Raw genomic sequence first — 17,028 nt, forward strand, 5'->3', positions numbered from 1 at the left:
GGAACTCATGAAAGCAAGTTTACAGTGGATGAACGAATACGTGCCTGTGGATATGAATCGTCCTGCTCAAGAATTGGCCGATGAATTAACACAAGCTGGTATTCCTGTAGAAGATGTCATTGCTATGGATAATGGCATTAAGAAAATTTATACTGGTAAAATCGTTGAGATTACAAAGCATCCAGATGCAGATAAATTACAAGTATGCCAAGTTGAATGCCTTACAGAAGAAGGTGAACCTGTTACAAAACAAATCGTAACAGCGGCTACCAATGTTGCAGTAGGCCAAATCGTGCCTGTGGCGTATCATAAATCTCGCTTAGCTGATGGCACAGAGATTAAAAAAGGTAAATTGCGCGGTGTAGTTTCTGAAGGCATGTTCTGCTCCGTTGCAGAATTTGGCATTTCTAGTGATTTAGTATTGCCTGAAGAAGCTCAAGGCATTTATATTTTCCCTGAAAATACACCAATTGGTCTTGATGTAAAAGACGTTTTAGGCTTAAATGATACAGTGTATGAATTTGAATTGACTGCTAACCGAGCAGATTGCTTCTCCATGGTTGGTTTATCCCGTGAATTCGGTATTATGACAAACCAAAAAGCTTTATTCCCTGTTATTATGGTTAACGAAAATGGCGAGTCCATTGAAGGGAAAGCATCTGTATCCATCGAAGCGGATGATCTTTGTACTCGTTTTACTGCTCGCGTAGTAACTGATGTTAAGGTTGAGCCATCTCCATTGTGGATGCAAAACCGTTTACGCAACAGTGGCATTCGTCCTATCAATAATGTAGTAGACGTTACAAACTACGTTATGTTAGAACTTGGTCAACCTATGCATGCCTATGATTATGATCATGTAAAAGGTCATCAATTAGTGGCAAGACGCGCTAAAAATGGTGAAGTTCTTGTTACACTTGATGGTTCTGAACGTGAATTGAATGACTCCATGCTTATCATTGCCGATGCAGAACGTCCAGTAGGCGTAGCAGGTATCATGGGTGGCTTTGATAGTGAAGTGACAAATGAAACGACTACCGTTTTGTTTGAGGCTGCCGTATTCAATGGTCCATCTATTCGCCGTACAGCTAAAGCTCTTGGCATGCGTTCTGAAGCATCTGGTCGTTTTGAACGTGGTGTAAATCATAAATACACTGCCTATGCTATTGATAGAGCAGCTCAATTATTACAACAAATCTGCCCTTCTTGTAAAGTTGATGTAGGCGTTATCGATGTATATAAAAATCCTGTAGAGCAACATACAGTTACTTTCACAGCAGAACAAATTAACGATTACTTGGGTACAAACATTGAAAAAGACGAAATGGTTCGTATTTTGACTGCCCTTGAGTTCGTTGTAACTGAAGATGGCGATAAATTGTCTGCTCTCGTTCCAACATGGCGTGGCGACGTAACAGTGATGCCTGATATCGCTGAAGAAGTGGCTCGTATTTACAACTACGATAATATTAAGCCTACAATTCCGGTTGCCGTATTATCCTCTGGTGGCATGACACCTAAGAAGGCTCTTACTAAAGAGGTAACTCATGCATTGGCTAAATTGGGTATGACTCAAATCATTACATTTAGCTTCATGCATAAAGATGGTCTTACTAACATGATGCTTCCTGAAGGGGATAGCCGTTATACTGCCATTCCAATCTTGAACCCTATTTCTGAAGAGTTCCCTTATATGCGTACTACATTGGTACCAGCTGTTATTGAAGCAGCTAAACGCAATATTGCGCAACAAAATAAGGATCTTTGGTTATTTGAAACAGCCAATGTATATGAACCAAAAGCATTGCCTTTAACAGAAGTACCTCATGAACGCCCTATGGCTTGCGGTATCTTGATGGGCAAGGCAAACCAAGCTGGTTGGAATCAAGCAGAACGCACTACAGATTTCTATGATGTAAAAGGCATTGTAGATGCGTTGTTAGCTGAACTAGGCGTTACAAGTTATGAAATCAATCGTGGCACTGAGCCATATTTCCATCCAGGTGTAAGTGCTCAATACGTTGTTGATGGTAAAATGATTGCTCAATATGGTGAATTACACCCACAAGTGAGCAAAAACTTTGATTTACCAGGCAAAGTATATATGTTTGAAATCGATTTGGAAGCCGTATTATCCTTAACGATTCCAGCATTCCGTTATACATCCTTCAGTAAATTCCCAGGTACTAGCCGTGACCTTGCTATCGTAGCACCTGTGTCCGTATCTAGTGGTGAAATTTTATCCATCATTAAAGAGCATGGTGGCGAATATTTAGAAAGTGCATCTATTTTTGACGTTTACGAAGGTGAACATATCGAAGCTGGTCACCGCAGTCTTGCATACAACTTGCAATTCCGCTCTATGGAAGGCACGTTGAATGATGAAGATATTGATGGTAACATTCAAGCTATTATCGATGCATTAGCAGAAATTAACTGCAGATTACGTTAATCTCAAGCAGTATATTGAAAGGGTTTACCATATGGTAAACCCTTTTAGTACTATAGTTATACCTTTAGTTAGGTAGAAAGGATTATCCATGGAATTATTGGCTCCTGCCGGTACGATGGAAAACTTTATAGCCGCTTTAGAATCTGGGGCTGATGCTATTTATCTTGGTGGTAAAGGCTTTAATGCTCGTGCTCATGCAGCGAACTTTGGCATTGAAGAATTGGCCGACGCTATTCGTTTGGCCCACATTCTAGATGTGTCCGTATATGTAACGGTAAATATCCTCATAGGTGATTCCGAATTAAAGGCTCTCGAGGCGTATTTAAAGGACTTAGAGCGCATCGGTGTGGATGCTATTATCGTTCAAGACTTAGCAGTTGCTAAATTGGCACAACGAGTGGCCCCGAAATTGCATTTACACGGTAGTACGCAAATGACGGCAGCTACACTTGATGCAGTTCGATTTTATGAAAGCCTCGGTTTTACCCGTGTTGTATTGGCTCGTGAATTGAGCCTTGCTGAAATTGAACATATTTGTAAAAACTGTACAGCTGAAATCGAAGTCTTTGTACATGGTGCCTTATGTGTGTGCTATTCTGGTCAATGCTTGATGAGTTCCTTTATCGGTGGTCGCAGTGGTAATCGTGGTGCCTGCGCACAACCTTGCCGTTTGCCTTATGAACTATTGGATTCATCGGGTACTAGTTTATTACCTAAACACGAAGCTTATTTATTGAGTCCTAAAGATCTTAACTATAGTGAGCATATGAATGAGCTCGTAGCAGCTGGTGTAAAATCCTTCAAGGTAGAAGGGCGTATGAAGAAGGTTTCCTATGTACGCCAAGTTATTGGGACCTATCGTCATATTTTAGATACAGCTCATATGGATGCTGCTGATGCCGATGCATTGGCATCAGGATTTAATCGTGGCTTCTCTACAGATTACTTAACAGACCATGTAGGGAAATCTATGATGACAGTGGTAGCTCCAAATAATCAAGGCAAATTAATTGGTAAAGCAGAGGTTAAAAAGGGACAAGTTCATTTATTCCTAACAGAACCGATTGAAAAAGGATCACTTTTAAAGGTAATGCAAGATTCTGGTAGTATTACGTATTATCAAATTGATCAAAATTGGTCCTTAATGGATGAAAAGCATTTTGTAGGCAAACCTGATGAAGGGTTTGCAGCGGGGCAAGTATTTTTAGCATCTACGCCAAAATCTCAAAAGCAACGAGGCTTACAAGATTTCAGTGCGAAGTTAGAGGTACATGGTTATCTATCTATTAATACAGACCGAGAACAACCTTGCACAGACCTTACCTTTGTATTGAATGATGGGCGTACTGTGACAGTATCTAATGAGTTTGAACCGGTTTATGCGAATAATAAGCCGACTACATTAGAGAAGGTTACAGACCAAGTAGGTAGATTAGGCAATACATTGTTTACGCTTGGCTCTATGTCTATTCCTGATGGACCTTATATGTGGCCAGCTAGTGTGTTAAATGCATTGCGCCGCGATGCTGTAGAAGCACTAGAAAACTTATTGATTACAGACCATGAAATGGCTTGGGCTGAGCTGGCTGTAGAGCCTCAAGATATGTCATCTATGGTTGCTAAAGCTAAGATTCAATATGCTGAGCCTATGGTGAGTGCTCGCGTTGATGAACTAGAGGCTGTGAAAGCAGCTATTGAAGGGGGCGCTAAGAAGATTATCTTCGGTGGTGACCGTTTACAACGTAAGCCTTATGAACTTAGCATCTACGAGCAGGTAGCTAAGCTTTGTAAAGACCATAATGTGCTTTGTGTATTTGCTACGCCTCGGGTTGTGAAAGATGATGAAGTAAAGGCGTATATGAATACCCTTAAAGTCATAGTTGCGGCTAAACCAGATAGCATTTCTATTCACGTTCCTCAAGCGTTATTGTGGCTTCGTGACTTAGGGTATACAGGTGCTATTGAAGCCGATACAGGTCTTAACATATTTAATGGCTCTTCCTTACAAGTATGGGAGGACTTACATATGAGTAGTGTAGCACCTTCTTTAGAGTTAACATTGACGCAACTCGTAAGCTTACAAAAATCTACTCATTTGCCATTAGAGGTTATGGTTCATGGTTATACGGAAATGATGATTTCTGAATACTGTGCCATTGCTAGCTTTGTAGGGACTGGTAAAAAAGAAAACTGTCCAATGCCGTGCGTAACAGAAGATTACGCATTAAAGGACCGTAAAGGGGAAGTGTTCCCATTGCGTACGGATCCGTATTGCCGTATGCACATCATGAACAGTCATGAAATGGACATGCGTGCCTATGTGCCAGAGTTACATCGAAAAGGGCTACATATTTTGCGCATCGATGGACGTCAAATGGATCCACATCGCTTGCATTCTATCGTAGCAGATTATGTATCCATTCAAAATGGAACAAAAGAGGCTCCTCCTAAGAGTGTAGGTAAAGATGATACACCTATTACAAGGGGCCACTATTTTAGAGGTATTTTATAAAAGAGGTAGTACATTGTTTAACGAAGATGTATTAGACTTTCACCATATAAAAGAACAATTACAACAACATTGTAGTTCTACCATTGCTAAAGAATTAGCTATGCACATCGAACCTATGACAGATGCGAAAGCCATTCAAGAGAACCTTGATGAAACGGCAGAAGCCATGCGTTCTTTGCAAACTGAGGTAGAACAACCGTTAGGCGGTACGCGAGATATTCGTGAGTCCTGTAAGAAGAGTCGTAAAGACTTTATCCTTACGCGTGAAGCATTGTGGGATATTTACTTAACCATTGGTGCTTATAAGCGGATGACAAAGTTCTTTAAAACGAAATATATGGAATATCCGTTGCTGTCCTTATGGGTACAGGATATGCCAAATACAGATCGCATTGAAAACCGTTTTAAACGGGTCTTTGATGATAAAGGGGAATTGCTTGATACTGCATCTCCTAAGTTGGCGAGCCTTAGAAATACGATTATTAAAACTCGTGAAAAGATTAAAAATGATATTCAAGCTATCTTACACGACAAGGATAATCAGAAGTATTTCCAAGAAGCAATCATTACACAGCGTAACAATCGCTATGTAATCCCTGTAAAACAGGAATATCGCCAATATTTTGATGGTCTTATTCACGACCGTTCTGCAACGGGTCAAACACTCTATATTGAACCGATGCGCTTGGTGAATCTAAATAATGAATTACAAGAGGCATTGATTGGTGAAGAGCAAGAGGTATTGCGCATTTACCGTGAATTGTCTGCCCTTGTAAAACAACATAGTAATGATTTGATGGATGCTTGTGAAAAGGTATCCCACATCGAATTTGTATATGGTAAGGCGAGCCTTGCTATTTCCTATAAGGGTGTACCGGCCATCTTGAGTACTGATAGAACTGTCAATCTCATGAGAGCTCGGCACCCATTAATCCCACCGAATGTGGTAGTGCCTACAAATATTCAATTAGGTACATCGTACCGTATTTTATTGATTACTGGTTCTAATACAGGTGGTAAAACAGTATCCCTTAAAACATTAGGGTTATTGAGCTTAATGAACCAATGTGGTCTATTTATCCCTGCAGATCACGGATCAATGTTGCCTATATTCCATAATATCTTTGCCGATATTGGTGATGAACAAAGTATTGAGGCTAGCCTTAGTACGTTCTCTGCCCATATGACACAAGTTATTTCTATCATTAAACATTGTGGCCCCAATGACTTGGTGTTGCTGGATGAGCTAGGTTCTGGTACAGATCCAGAAGAAGGTAGTGCACTTGCTGTATCTATCCTTGAATTCTTCCGTAAAAAGGGCGCTCTTATGATGGTAAGTACTCATTATAATGAGCTTAAAAATTATGCATACCATACGGAAGGTATTGAAAATGGCCATGTAGAGTTTGATGAGCGCACCTTAAAACCAACATATCGACTTCATATCGGTGTAGCTGGTAGTAGCCATGCATTGAGCATTGCGGCCCGTCTAGGCTTGCCAAAAGATATCGTAACTCGTGCGGCAGAATATAAGTCTCAATTTGGTAACCATGAAATGGAAGAAGTTCTTTCAGATTTGAATGAACAACTTCGTAAGGCATCTGAACGTGAAAGAGCCTTAAAAAAAGAGCTTGATGAAATACGTCGTATGCGTGGCCAGTTAGAGAAGGAAAAGAAACAGTTTAACGAAAAACGTAAACAAATCTTAGCCAAAGCTCAAGCTGATGCAGAATCTATGAAACGTAGCTTACGCGTCGAAGGGGAAGCGATTATCAAGCAATTGAAAGCACAATTCTCTGAAACAAATAAGGATAAGCGTCAATCTGCTATTAATGCAGCACGTAAGGGTATCTCTAATGTACATATACCAGAATCTCCAGTAGATGATGATCGTAAATCTTTGACTGCAGATGCTATTAAGGTAGGCCAAGCAGTATATGTTACATCTTTACGCTCATTAGGTACCGTATTAGCTATCAATGGCAATCGTGTGAATGTAGATATTAATGGACTAACAGCTACTGTAAAGGTTAGCGAATTACAATCTACTACACGTGAAGAAGGAAATAAGCTTGCACGGGAACAAAAGGCAGCTATGCCTAAGACTAGAAAACGTATGGGTGGCTCTGCCGTACAACGCCAAAAAGAGGTTCGTACTGAAATCAATATTCTTGGACAAACGGTAGATGAAGCGACAGTTTCTGTTGGTAGATTTATTGACCAAGCTTTACTTGGTGGTGTTAATCAAGTGCGCATTATTCACGGTAAGGGGACTGGCGCATTACGAGAAGGTGTACATCAATATTTGCGTACCTTACCGCATGTAGCTCATTTTGAAACGGCAGGCTATGACGAAGGTGGTGCCGGGGCTACGAATGTAGTTCTGAAATAAAGCTACTCAATAGTGATATATTTATATATAATCTAGTAAATTATTATCGTATATCGAATTGCTTATGGGGTATAGCCATATACATATATATAAATAGAAAAGGTAGTAAGTTCTTTGAACTTACTACCTTTTTTTACGTAAAAGAAAGGAGCGGAACACATGTTCCACTCCTTTAGCGTATGAGATTAACGATCTTTTTTACTAGACTTTTTACTTTTCGATGAATTAGATTTTGGTTCAGTTGCATCATCTTTTGAGCCACTGTCATCTTTTACAGCTTCATCTTTTGACTTGTCTTTATCGTCTTTTTTGTCTGCTTTTTCGTCCTTAGCAGCTTCTTTTTTAGGCTGCGCTTTTACAGGGTTATAATAACCTTCAGAGACAGCTGATTGAGCACTAGCAGGAACGGAGAAGTCAGAAGCAGGAGTATTGGCAAGAGCATTTGCCATAAATTGTCTCCACATCACTGCTGGAGTAGAACCACCAGTAATACCTAATGTTTCTGAACCATAGTCATCACCAATCCAAACAGCAGCAACTAAATCAGGTGTATAACCAACGAACCAAGCATCTTTTTCATCATCCGTTGTACCTGTTTTACCGGCTGCAGGTCTACCAATAGCTGCGTTACCACCAGTACCACCAGTAATTACGGATTCTAGCATATCTGTTATTATTGCAGCATCTTTTTCTTCAATGACACGTTTTTCTTGGATGGAATTTTCTTCCACAACTTGTCCATTACGATCTACAATTTTTATGATAGCTGTAGGCTGAACTTTGACACCACCATTGGCAAGTACACCATAAGCTTGAACCATTTCAAGAGGTGTTACACCATGAGTTAAACCACCAAGTGCAGTAGACAAGTTATTATCTTGATCTGTAAGGGTAGTGATACCCATTTCTTTGGCAAGTTTAATAATCTTAGACATGCCTACTTCATCAGCAATTTTTACGGCCGGTACGTTACGTGAGTGTTGTAACGCATATCGATAAGTAATATTACCCTCGAAATTTCGTTCATAGTTTTGAGGACGCCATCCATTAAAATCGACAGGGCTGTCATCAACAATTGAACCTGGTGTTTTACCAGCTTGAATAGCTGCTAAGTATACAAATGGTTTCATAGCAGAACCAGGTTGTCGTTCTGCTTGTGATGCACGGTTAAAAGAGTCATCACCTCGACCGCCGACCATAGCAACAATATAACCATTATGTGGGTTCATAGCTACAATGGCACCTTGTGGCTGATGTAAACCATTGCTATCAGTATAGTAATTAGGCAAGTTTTGCATTGCCGCCACAGCTGCATTTTGTGCATCCATATCAAGAGTAGTATAAATTTTCAAACCATCTTTATAGATTGCATCATCACCATATTTTTCAGAAACTTGTGAAATAACATAGTTAATGAAGTATGATGCATTAGACTTTTCATGAGCTTGTTCTTGTTTTGCTACTAAACCTAAATCTGCTTGACGCGCTTGATCGGCTTGCTCTTGTGTAATGTAACCGTATTTTACCATTTGTCCTAATACAACTGCTTGACGTTTTTTACTTGCTTCCAAATCATTGAATGGAGAGTAGTAGTTAGGACTTTGTGGTAAGCCTGCAATGAGTGCTGCTTGAGCTAGCGTTAATTGGCTAGCATCCTTACCAAAGTATACATGAGCTGCAGATTGTACACCGTATGCACCTTGGCCAAAGTAAATTTGGTTCATGTACATTTCAAGGATTTCATCCTTAGTATAATGTTGTTCAATTTTAAGTGCTAGCAATGCTTCAGAAATTTTACGTTTAAATGTTCTGTCTTGAGATAAGAATGCATTACGCGCTAACTGTTGAGTGATTGTAGAACCACCTTCAGATACGCCACTATGAACAAGGTTAACCCATACAGCACGCAAGATACCAACAGGGTCGATACCGTGATGGGAATAGAAGCGAGAGTCCTCAGTAGCAACAAAGGCATTTTGTAAATCCTTTGGTACATCTTTTAAGGGTACTGGTAATCTGTTCTCTGTGGAATGAACCGTTGTGATGAGATTACCGTGTACATCGTAAATTTGAGACGATGCGGAAGGACGTACATTGGATACATCTGGTAGGTTAGATAGTGTGGCACTAATGAAACCACAGCCACCTCCGGCTACGATGAGTATAAGGAGAAGGGCACAAATCCAAAATAGACGCTTTGGACTTGTTTTCTTCGGTGTAGAGCCGCTACCGTTAGAACGGCGGCTGCTTCTCGCATTTGAGTTATTACTCATAGAGTCACCTCTTTTTTCTTTTGTTAGTAAATATAACGTAAATTCTATTACGCAGTTATAAATATTATATCATAAATGGCTTAAAACCAATACTATATATGTAATTGTGAAAGTTTTTAGATAATGGTATACTAAAACAATAGTATTTCGAGGAGGATTATCATGGTTTGTGCTCAAGAACAAGTGCGCCAAATTAAACACGGCGTAGCAGATTTAATTAACGAACAAGATCTTGTAAAGAAAATAGTAAAATCCATTAAGGAAAATAAACCACTAGTTGTTAAACTAGGTTTAGACCCAACAGCTCCAGATATTCATTTGGGTCATACAGTACCACTTCGCAAACTACGTTTGTTCCAAGAATTTGGTCATCAAGTAGTGATCGTTATCGGTGGTTTCACAGCACGTATTGGTGATCCTACTGGTAAAAGTGTAACTCGTCCACCACTTACAAAAGAAGAAGTATTGAAAAATGCTGAAACTTATAAAACACAAATCTTCAAAGTATTGGATCCTGAAAAAACTATCGTTCGTGACAACAGTGAATGGCTTGAAACCATGAATTTTGCCGATGTGCTTCGCTTGGCAAGTTCTTACACTGTAGCACGTATGATGGAACGTGATGATTTCAATAAACGTTTCAAAGAAGGCCGTGCTATCGGTGTTCATGAATTTATGTATCCATTGATGCAAGGTCAAGATTCTGTTGCTTTACATGCTGATGTTGAATTTGGTGGTACAGACCAAACTTTCAACTTGTTAATGGGTCGTCATTTACAAGAATTAGAAGGTCAAGAACCACAAGTTGTTATCACAATGCCATTGCTTGAAGGCCTTGATGGGGTTCAAAAAATGAGTAAATCTTTAGGTAACTACATCGGTATCGACGAAGAACCTAAAGAAATGTACGGTAAAGCTATGTCCATTCCAGATGAATTGATGCTGCGCTACTTCATGCTCGTTACAGATATGCCAATTGAAGAACAAGAAGACATGGAAAAACGTCTTGAAAGTGGTGAATTACATCCACGTGATGCTAAAATGCAATTAGCTCGTACTATCGTTCGTTTGTACCATGGTGAAGATGCTGCTCTAGAAGCAGAAGAAGAATTCAAACGCGTATTCCAACAACGTGCGTTGCCTACAGATATTCCTGAATACGCTATGGATGCGCCAACTGAACCAATCTTTGTGCCACAATTCTGTACAGATGCTGGTTTGACTGCCTCTAATGGTGAAGCACGTCGCTCCATTAAAGCGGGTGCTTTCAAAGTAAACGGTGAAAAATACAGCGAAGAAAATCTTACTCTTGAAGATGGCATGATCATTCAAGTAGGTAAACGTAAATTCGTAAAAATTAAATTTAACTAATATAAAACTGTGATGAGATAGAAATTTCATCACAGTTTTTTTCTGCCTATTTTGTCTATAAGATTTTATCTATTGTATCTACTAATAGTAACCCCAAAAATTGACTTACAAGTTAATGTATAATGAATATAAAAGATAAATATAAAATACAAATTTGATACATAAAACATTTATACAGATATCGTATAAAATTTACTATAAAGTAAGAGGACCTTATATGGATAAGAAATTGAGCAACTTTTTAAAACAAAGAAAACATACTGTTCTCACTGATATCGATGTTATTACTGCGGCAGTAGCGGTTCCATTATTAGAAGTGGATGGGGAAAATCACGTAGTCTTTACTGTGCGCAGTAATAAGCTACGCCGTCAGCCAGGGGAGATTAGCTTTCCAGGAGGTCATTGTGAACCTAATGATAAAAGCGGTGCTCATGCTGCCATGCGTGAATGCTCTGAAGAATTAGGTATAGATTTAGACCAAATAGAACTACTTGGCAATTTAGACTGTTTAGTATCTGCCATTGGGGTAAAATTATATACCGTTGCAGTACGGTTACATACAAAAGACTTAAAACCAAATCCTGATGAAGTAGGAGAAGTATTTACCGTGCCTTTACAATATCTGCTAGATATGGAACCTACCGTAGGTCATCTAGATATAGCCACAAGACCATTGAAAGACTTTCCATTTCATTTACTAGAAGGCTATAACATTGACTGGAAAATTAGACAAAACTACTCGGTCTATTTCTATCCCTATGAACAATACACCATATGGGGACTAACGGGTCGAGTGCTGAAAAACTTTTTAGATATATATAAGGAAGCTAAATGAAACCTGAATTTGTTCCATGGTTACTAATGATTTGAACAACTTCTATTGATGCAAATTGTATAATTGAAAATGAAACTTTTAAATCATTATTCACTAATTTTACGCTGTTTTATTCATATTTTGAATATGGACTTAGCTATGTAAAATAATATAGAAGGTAATAGTGGTTCAAAGCTAATAGTGATTTTGCTTATGCTGCTAAATAAAATCAATTTAGTGAAGATGGTAATGTCTATAAAAATAGGTAATATGAATGCTAATAAATAATTTAGTAGATGCAATTTTAAGTAAACTAATTGAAATGCCGGACTATATTTTCAACTCTTTGATTATTTTGTTTTTTTGTCTAATTGGGATATTATTTCCTTGGCTTAATGATGTTGTTTATGGAACATATAAAAAATCCTACAAAGTAGAAAGAATAACTTTTCTTATTATTTTTAGTATTACATTAGCTTATATTTTCTATAATCTTATATGCGTATAATTGTAATAAAATATTTAAAACCTTTATTGGGAATATGGATATTTTCTTTATTAATCTTAATAATATATAAGTTTTATTAAAGATTTTCCCATCTGAAGATAAAACTGAACGTATTAGGCGCTATATCTGTAATCACAACCTAGAATAAAAGAAAGAGTTATTTTTATGATTAAATTTTTAGCTTTATTAATATTTAGACCAATTTCTATTGGTGCAAATAATATAATTGAAAACGGAACTATTAAATCTTTATTTACTACTTTTACTCTATTTTGGCTTATAAATAGTATATTAGTAGTCCTACATGGTGGGTACGTAAAGTATTCGAATTTTTTGTTTAGTTTATCACTGGATAGATATATTGGATTTAACTTGTTTCCCTATATTTTCGATTTTATTATTAGTATAGTCGTTAGTCTTTTGATGGCGTGCTTATGTTGGGCTAATTTTAACCTTTGGACTGAGATAAATTTTACTAAATTATTTAAGGTATCTTTAATAATATCTTGCTTACAGCAAATCCCTAGTATTATAAGATCTATTTTTTTGTATTTAGTACACTTTTTATCTTTGCATAGTCCATACTGGACGAAAATTGCATTGGATTCTTTAAAGACAATATTTAATTTATCAGAGATATATATTATGTTTCTCTTTATTGTATTGTTATATAAACTAACAAAAGTTAATAGGTTTGCTATAACTTTATTTGCTATTGTTGTATTTATAGGTATTGCACAACTTCAGAATATAATTATTAAATCAATGTCTTAACTCCAACTTGAAAGGAATTATAATGTTACAAACCTTTATTAATCTCTTTATACGTCCTCGATCTGCTGAATAATCTGGAGTAATAGAAAGAATTGTTTTATGAGAAAATCCTTAAATTTATTAATATTTAAGCCTATTTCAATTGGTGCAAATTACATAATGGAAAATGAAACCATTAAGTCTTTGTGTTCATTCTTTTTAATGATATGGTTTATAAACCACTTATTAATAATGCTCGTAGGTGGACATGTTAAGTATTGGAAAGTAATGTATCCTTTGGCCATAGATCAATATATAGGTTTTAGTTTATTCCCTTATATTCTTAACTTTTGTAGTATTATCTTCATAAGTATTTTTATAGCATTCCTTTGTTGGGCTAATTTTAATATTTGGACAGAGGTAAAATTTACAAAACTATTAAAGGTATCTTTAATATTAACCTGTTTACAACAAATTCCTGATTTTATAAGATTGTTTCTATTGTATCCAATTCAGTATTTATATGTATATAGTCCATTCTGGGCTCAGACGATATATGATTCTTTAAAATTTATAGCAAGTATATCAGAAATTTATATTGCGTTTCTTTTTATTGTATTGTTATATAAACTTACAAAAGTTAATAGTTTGGGTATAGCTATATTTGTTATTGTAGTACTTCTAGGTGTTACAGAACTTCAGAATATAATTATTCAAGCAATTTCTTAAATCCAACTTGAAAGGAATTATAATGTTACAAACCTTTATTAATCTCTTTATACGTCCTCAATCTGTTGGAATTAGCCAAGTCATTGAAACTACAAGTTTAAAAGGTGCTTTAGGTTTATATTCTGTATCTTGGGTACTGTTACGACTTGTTTTGGGTGATATAGGTGTTGATGTTCTTCACATAGCACCAATTATTAATGATGTTGAGATACTTTCATACTTTAGTACTATAGTAATTTTTTGTATTGATTATATAACTATTTTACTGAGATTAATCATAGCCATTTTATTATTATGGATTTTGTATCGGTTCTGGTGTTCCGTATCCCTGAAAAAGATGATAATAATATCACTTTACTTTATGGGACTATGTTTCTTATTTGCTAGTATTAAACTTAATTTACAATCCTATTTTTTGAGTTTAGATTATCTCGATGACAGTAATTGGAGCTTTCTCATGTGGAATGTTGTGGGCTTATTAGGTAATATAGTTATATTCTATACTTGTATATTAGAATTTTTTACCTTATATCATCTGACACAAATTAACAAACTCATATTTCTATTTACTACAGTAATAATATTTATCTTATACTGTACATTAGAGATTACTATTAAATATTAATGCTTATGATTTAAAAGATGATTGTCTTATATTAGGCAATCATCTTTTTTAGTTTCTATTTAGTTTAATTAGTATTTTAATGCTTATAAAAATTGACAGATTATAAAATAAGGTATACTATTTATGTGTAAAAGGTTTAATGTGTTGCACTAATTGACTAGGAGGTTCTCACATGAATCGCGAAACAGCATACGTACTTTGGTTTGATGAATTAAAACGTGAAGATGTTAATTTAGTTGGTGGTAAGTCTTCTTCTTTAGGGGAATTGACGTCCTCCACTAATGTACCTGTACCTTATGGCTTTGCTACAACTGCTCATGGTTATCGTGAGTTTATGAAAGCAACAGGTTTGGAAGATAAAATTCGCGCTGAACTTGATGCGTTAGATGATGTAGAAAATTCTGCATTATTGCGTGAAGTATGTGCTAAAATTCGCCGCATGATTTGCGAAGAAGAAATGCCTAAAGAGTTGGCAAATGCTATCCGTCATGCTTATGAAGAACTTGGTAAAAAAGTAAACGAAGAAAATCCATTCGTAGCAGTTCGTTCTAGTGCAACAGCAGAAGATTTGCCAGATGCAAGCTTTGCAGGCCAACAAGATACATATTTAAATGTACGTGGTGCTGACGTTATCATCGAAAAAGTAAAAGAATGCTACGCATCTACTTTCACAGACCGTGCAACATATTACCGTGTAAAACAAGGTTTTGATCATATGACAGTAGCATTGAGTGCTGCTGTTCAAATGATGGTATTCTCTAAAGCAGCTGGTGTAATGTTCACTGTTGACCTCGTAACAGGCAACGATAACAACATCCTTATCGAAGGTTCTTGGGGCCTTGGTGAGTACGTTGTACAAGGTACAGTTACACCAGATAATTTCCATGTAGATAAAGCGAAAATGGAAATTACTGATCGCATGATCAATGACAAACATATCCGTTTAGTTCGTAAAGCTGATGGCGACTGTGTTGAAGAAGTTGTACCACCAGATGAAGCTAAAAAGCAAGTTATTACAGATGCTCAAGTATTGGAACTTGCTGAATATGCTAAAGCAATCGAAAAACACTATGGTTGCTACATGGATATGGAATGGGGCGTAGACGAACGCAATGATAAGATTTGGATTTTACAAGCGCGTCCAGAAACAGTATGGTCCCGTAAAGAAAAGCCAAAAACAACTGAAAAACCTAGCACATTAGATACAGGCAATCGTGATATTATCGTTAAAGGTTTGCCAGCATCCCCTGGTAATGCAGCAGGTAAAGCTCATGTTATCATCAACCCTGAGGATATTGATGAATTCAAAGAAGGAGAAATCCTTGTCACTGCTATGACTGCTCCTGACTGGGTACCAGCGATGAAAAAAGCAAAAGCAATCGTTACAGATGCTGGTGGTATGACTTGTCATGCGTCTATCGTTAGCCGTGAGCTTGGTATTCCTTGTATCGTAGGTACTAAGAGCCGTAGTCATGAAGCGACAACATCTATTAAAGATGGTCAAATGATTACTGTGGATGCTACAAATGGTATCGTATACGATGGCGTATTGGAAGATATCGTTAAAAAGCCAGAAGCACAAGCTACTGCAAGTGTTGCAACTGAATATGTTCCTGTAACAGGCACTAAGATTTACATGAATTTAGGCAATCCTGATTTAGCTGAAAAACATGGTGTGTTGCCATGTGATGGTATCGGTCTAATGCGTGAAGAGTTTATTTGGACTACTTTCATTCACGAACACCCATTACACCTTATCGAAACTGGTCGCAGTGACTTTGCAGTTAATACATTGGCAGAAGGTATGCGTAAAGTGTGTCAAGCTTTAGCTCCTCGCCAAGTAGTAGTTCGTTTGAGCGACTTCAAATCTAGCGAATACCGTGATCTTAACGGTGGCGACAAATATGAACCACATGAATCCAGTGCATTACTTGGCTGGCGTGGTGCAGCCCGTTACTATGATCCAAAATATACACCTGCTTTCAAATTAGAATTAGAAGCAATCAAAAAAGTACGCAATGAATTTGGTTTCAAAAACTTGCAAGTTATGATTCCTTTCTGCCGTACTGTAGAGGAAGCTGAATTAGTAACTAATTTGATGGCTCAAGAAGGCCTTGTGCGCGGTAAAGATTTCAAAATCTGGCTCATGGCTGAAATTCCAGCAAATATTATCTTAGCTGATCAATTCAATAAATATGTAGATGGTTACTCCATCGGTTCTAACGATTTGACTATGCTCGTTCTCGGTTGTGACCGTGATAATGAAACAGTTCAACATATCTATGATGAACGAAATCTAGCAGTTCGTAGAGCGATTCGCCATCTCATCGAAGTGGCTCACAAAGATGGTAAAACTGTATCCATCTGTGGTCAAGCGCCAAGTGTATACCCTGAACTTTGCGAATTCCTTGTGAAGAGCGGTATCGACTCCATTTCTGTTAACCCAGATGCTGTTGTGAGCACTAAGAAAATGGTGGCTCAAATCGAACAAAGAATTATGCTCGATGCTATGACTGGTCGTGGTCGTCAAGAAACTGATGACTTAACTTGGTAATCATATAGTAATATTGAAAGAGGAGGCCCGTAGGTCTCCTCTTTT

General features: G+C 37.3%; 7 protein-coding genes. 6 read left to right on the forward strand and 1 reads right to left on the reverse strand.

Features of this window, described 5'->3' with window-relative positions:
• The first annotated feature begins 7 nt into the window (after window positions 1-7).
• The 3 genes from pheT to LKD20_RS00350 all read left to right on the forward strand — a co-directional run bounded on the left by pheT (window position 8) and on the right by LKD20_RS00350 (window position 7,356).
• Entirely contained in the window at window positions 8-2,452 is a 2,445-nt protein-coding gene (gene pheT, locus LKD20_RS00340) for a phenylalanine--tRNA ligase subunit beta (RefSeq protein ID WP_227720254.1), read from the forward strand.
• A gap of 88 nt (window positions 2,453-2,540) precedes the next feature.
• Complete coding sequence (locus LKD20_RS00345; RefSeq protein ID WP_227720256.1) at window positions 2,541-4,964, forward strand: U32 family peptidase; 2,424 nt, start codon at window positions 2,541-2,543, stop codon at window positions 4,962-4,964.
• 13 nt (window positions 4,965-4,977) lie between these two features.
• The gene (locus LKD20_RS00350; protein ID WP_227720259.1) at window positions 4,978-7,356 is read left to right on the forward strand and encodes an endonuclease MutS2; all 2,379 of its coding nucleotides are present in this window, start codon (window positions 4,978-4,980) and stop codon (window positions 7,354-7,356) included.
• Between the two features lie 185 nt (window positions 7,357-7,541).
• On the opposite strand, the gene LKD20_RS00355 is transcribed toward LKD20_RS00350, so the two are convergent.
• Window positions 7,542-9,629 (reverse strand): transglycosylase domain-containing protein, encoded by a 2,088-nt coding sequence (locus LKD20_RS00355; protein ID WP_227720261.1) that lies wholly within the window; start codon window positions 9,627-9,629, stop codon window positions 7,542-7,544.
• A 162-nt stretch (window positions 9,630-9,791) separates the two neighbouring features.
• Here LKD20_RS00355 and tyrS point away from each other — a divergent pair, with 162 nt between their 5' ends.
• The 3 genes from tyrS to ppsA all read left to right on the forward strand — a co-directional run bounded on the left by tyrS (window position 9,792) and on the right by ppsA (window position 16,983).
• Window positions 9,792-11,000 carry a tyrosine--tRNA ligase gene (gene tyrS, locus LKD20_RS00360; protein WP_227720263.1) on the forward strand — a complete coding sequence of 403 codons (1,209 nt, stop codon included), beginning with the start codon at window positions 9,792-9,794 and terminating at the stop codon, window positions 10,998-11,000.
• A 217-nt stretch (window positions 11,001-11,217) separates the two neighbouring features.
• On the forward strand, window positions 11,218-11,835 hold the full coding sequence (locus tag LKD20_RS00365) for an NUDIX hydrolase (protein WP_227720265.1): 618 nt from the start codon (window positions 11,218-11,220) through the stop codon (window positions 11,833-11,835).
• A gap of 2,766 nt (window positions 11,836-14,601) precedes the next feature.
• Window positions 14,602-16,983 carry a phosphoenolpyruvate synthase gene (ppsA, locus tag LKD20_RS00370; protein ID WP_227720267.1) on the forward strand — a complete coding sequence of 794 codons (2,382 nt, stop codon included), beginning with the start codon at window positions 14,602-14,604 and terminating at the stop codon, window positions 16,981-16,983.
• Window positions 16,984-17,028 lie beyond the last annotated feature (45 nt).

Source organism: Veillonella fallax (assembly GCF_020687175.1).
Taxonomy (GTDB): domain Bacteria; phylum Bacillota; class Negativicutes; order Veillonellales; family Veillonellaceae; genus Veillonella; species Veillonella fallax.

Coding starts and splice junctions, on each gene's coding strand:
- pheT (WP_227720254.1), top strand. CDS start 8: ATGAAAGCAAGTTTACAGTGGATGAACGAATACGTGCCTGTGGATATG.
- tyrS (WP_227720263.1), top strand. CDS start 9,792: ATGGTTTGTGCTCAAGAACAAGTGCGCCAAATTAAACACGGCGTAGCA.
- LKD20_RS00365 (WP_227720265.1), top strand. CDS start 11,218: ATGGATAAGAAATTGAGCAACTTTTTAAAACAAAGAAAACATACTGTT.
- ppsA (WP_227720267.1), top strand. CDS start 14,602: ATGAATCGCGAAACAGCATACGTACTTTGGTTTGATGAATTAAAACGT.
- LKD20_RS00355 (WP_227720261.1), bottom strand. CDS start 9,629: ATGAGTAATAACTCAAATGCGAGAAGCAGCCGCCGTTCTAACGGTAGC.
- LKD20_RS00345 (WP_227720256.1), top strand. CDS start 2,541: ATGGAATTATTGGCTCCTGCCGGTACGATGGAAAACTTTATAGCCGCT.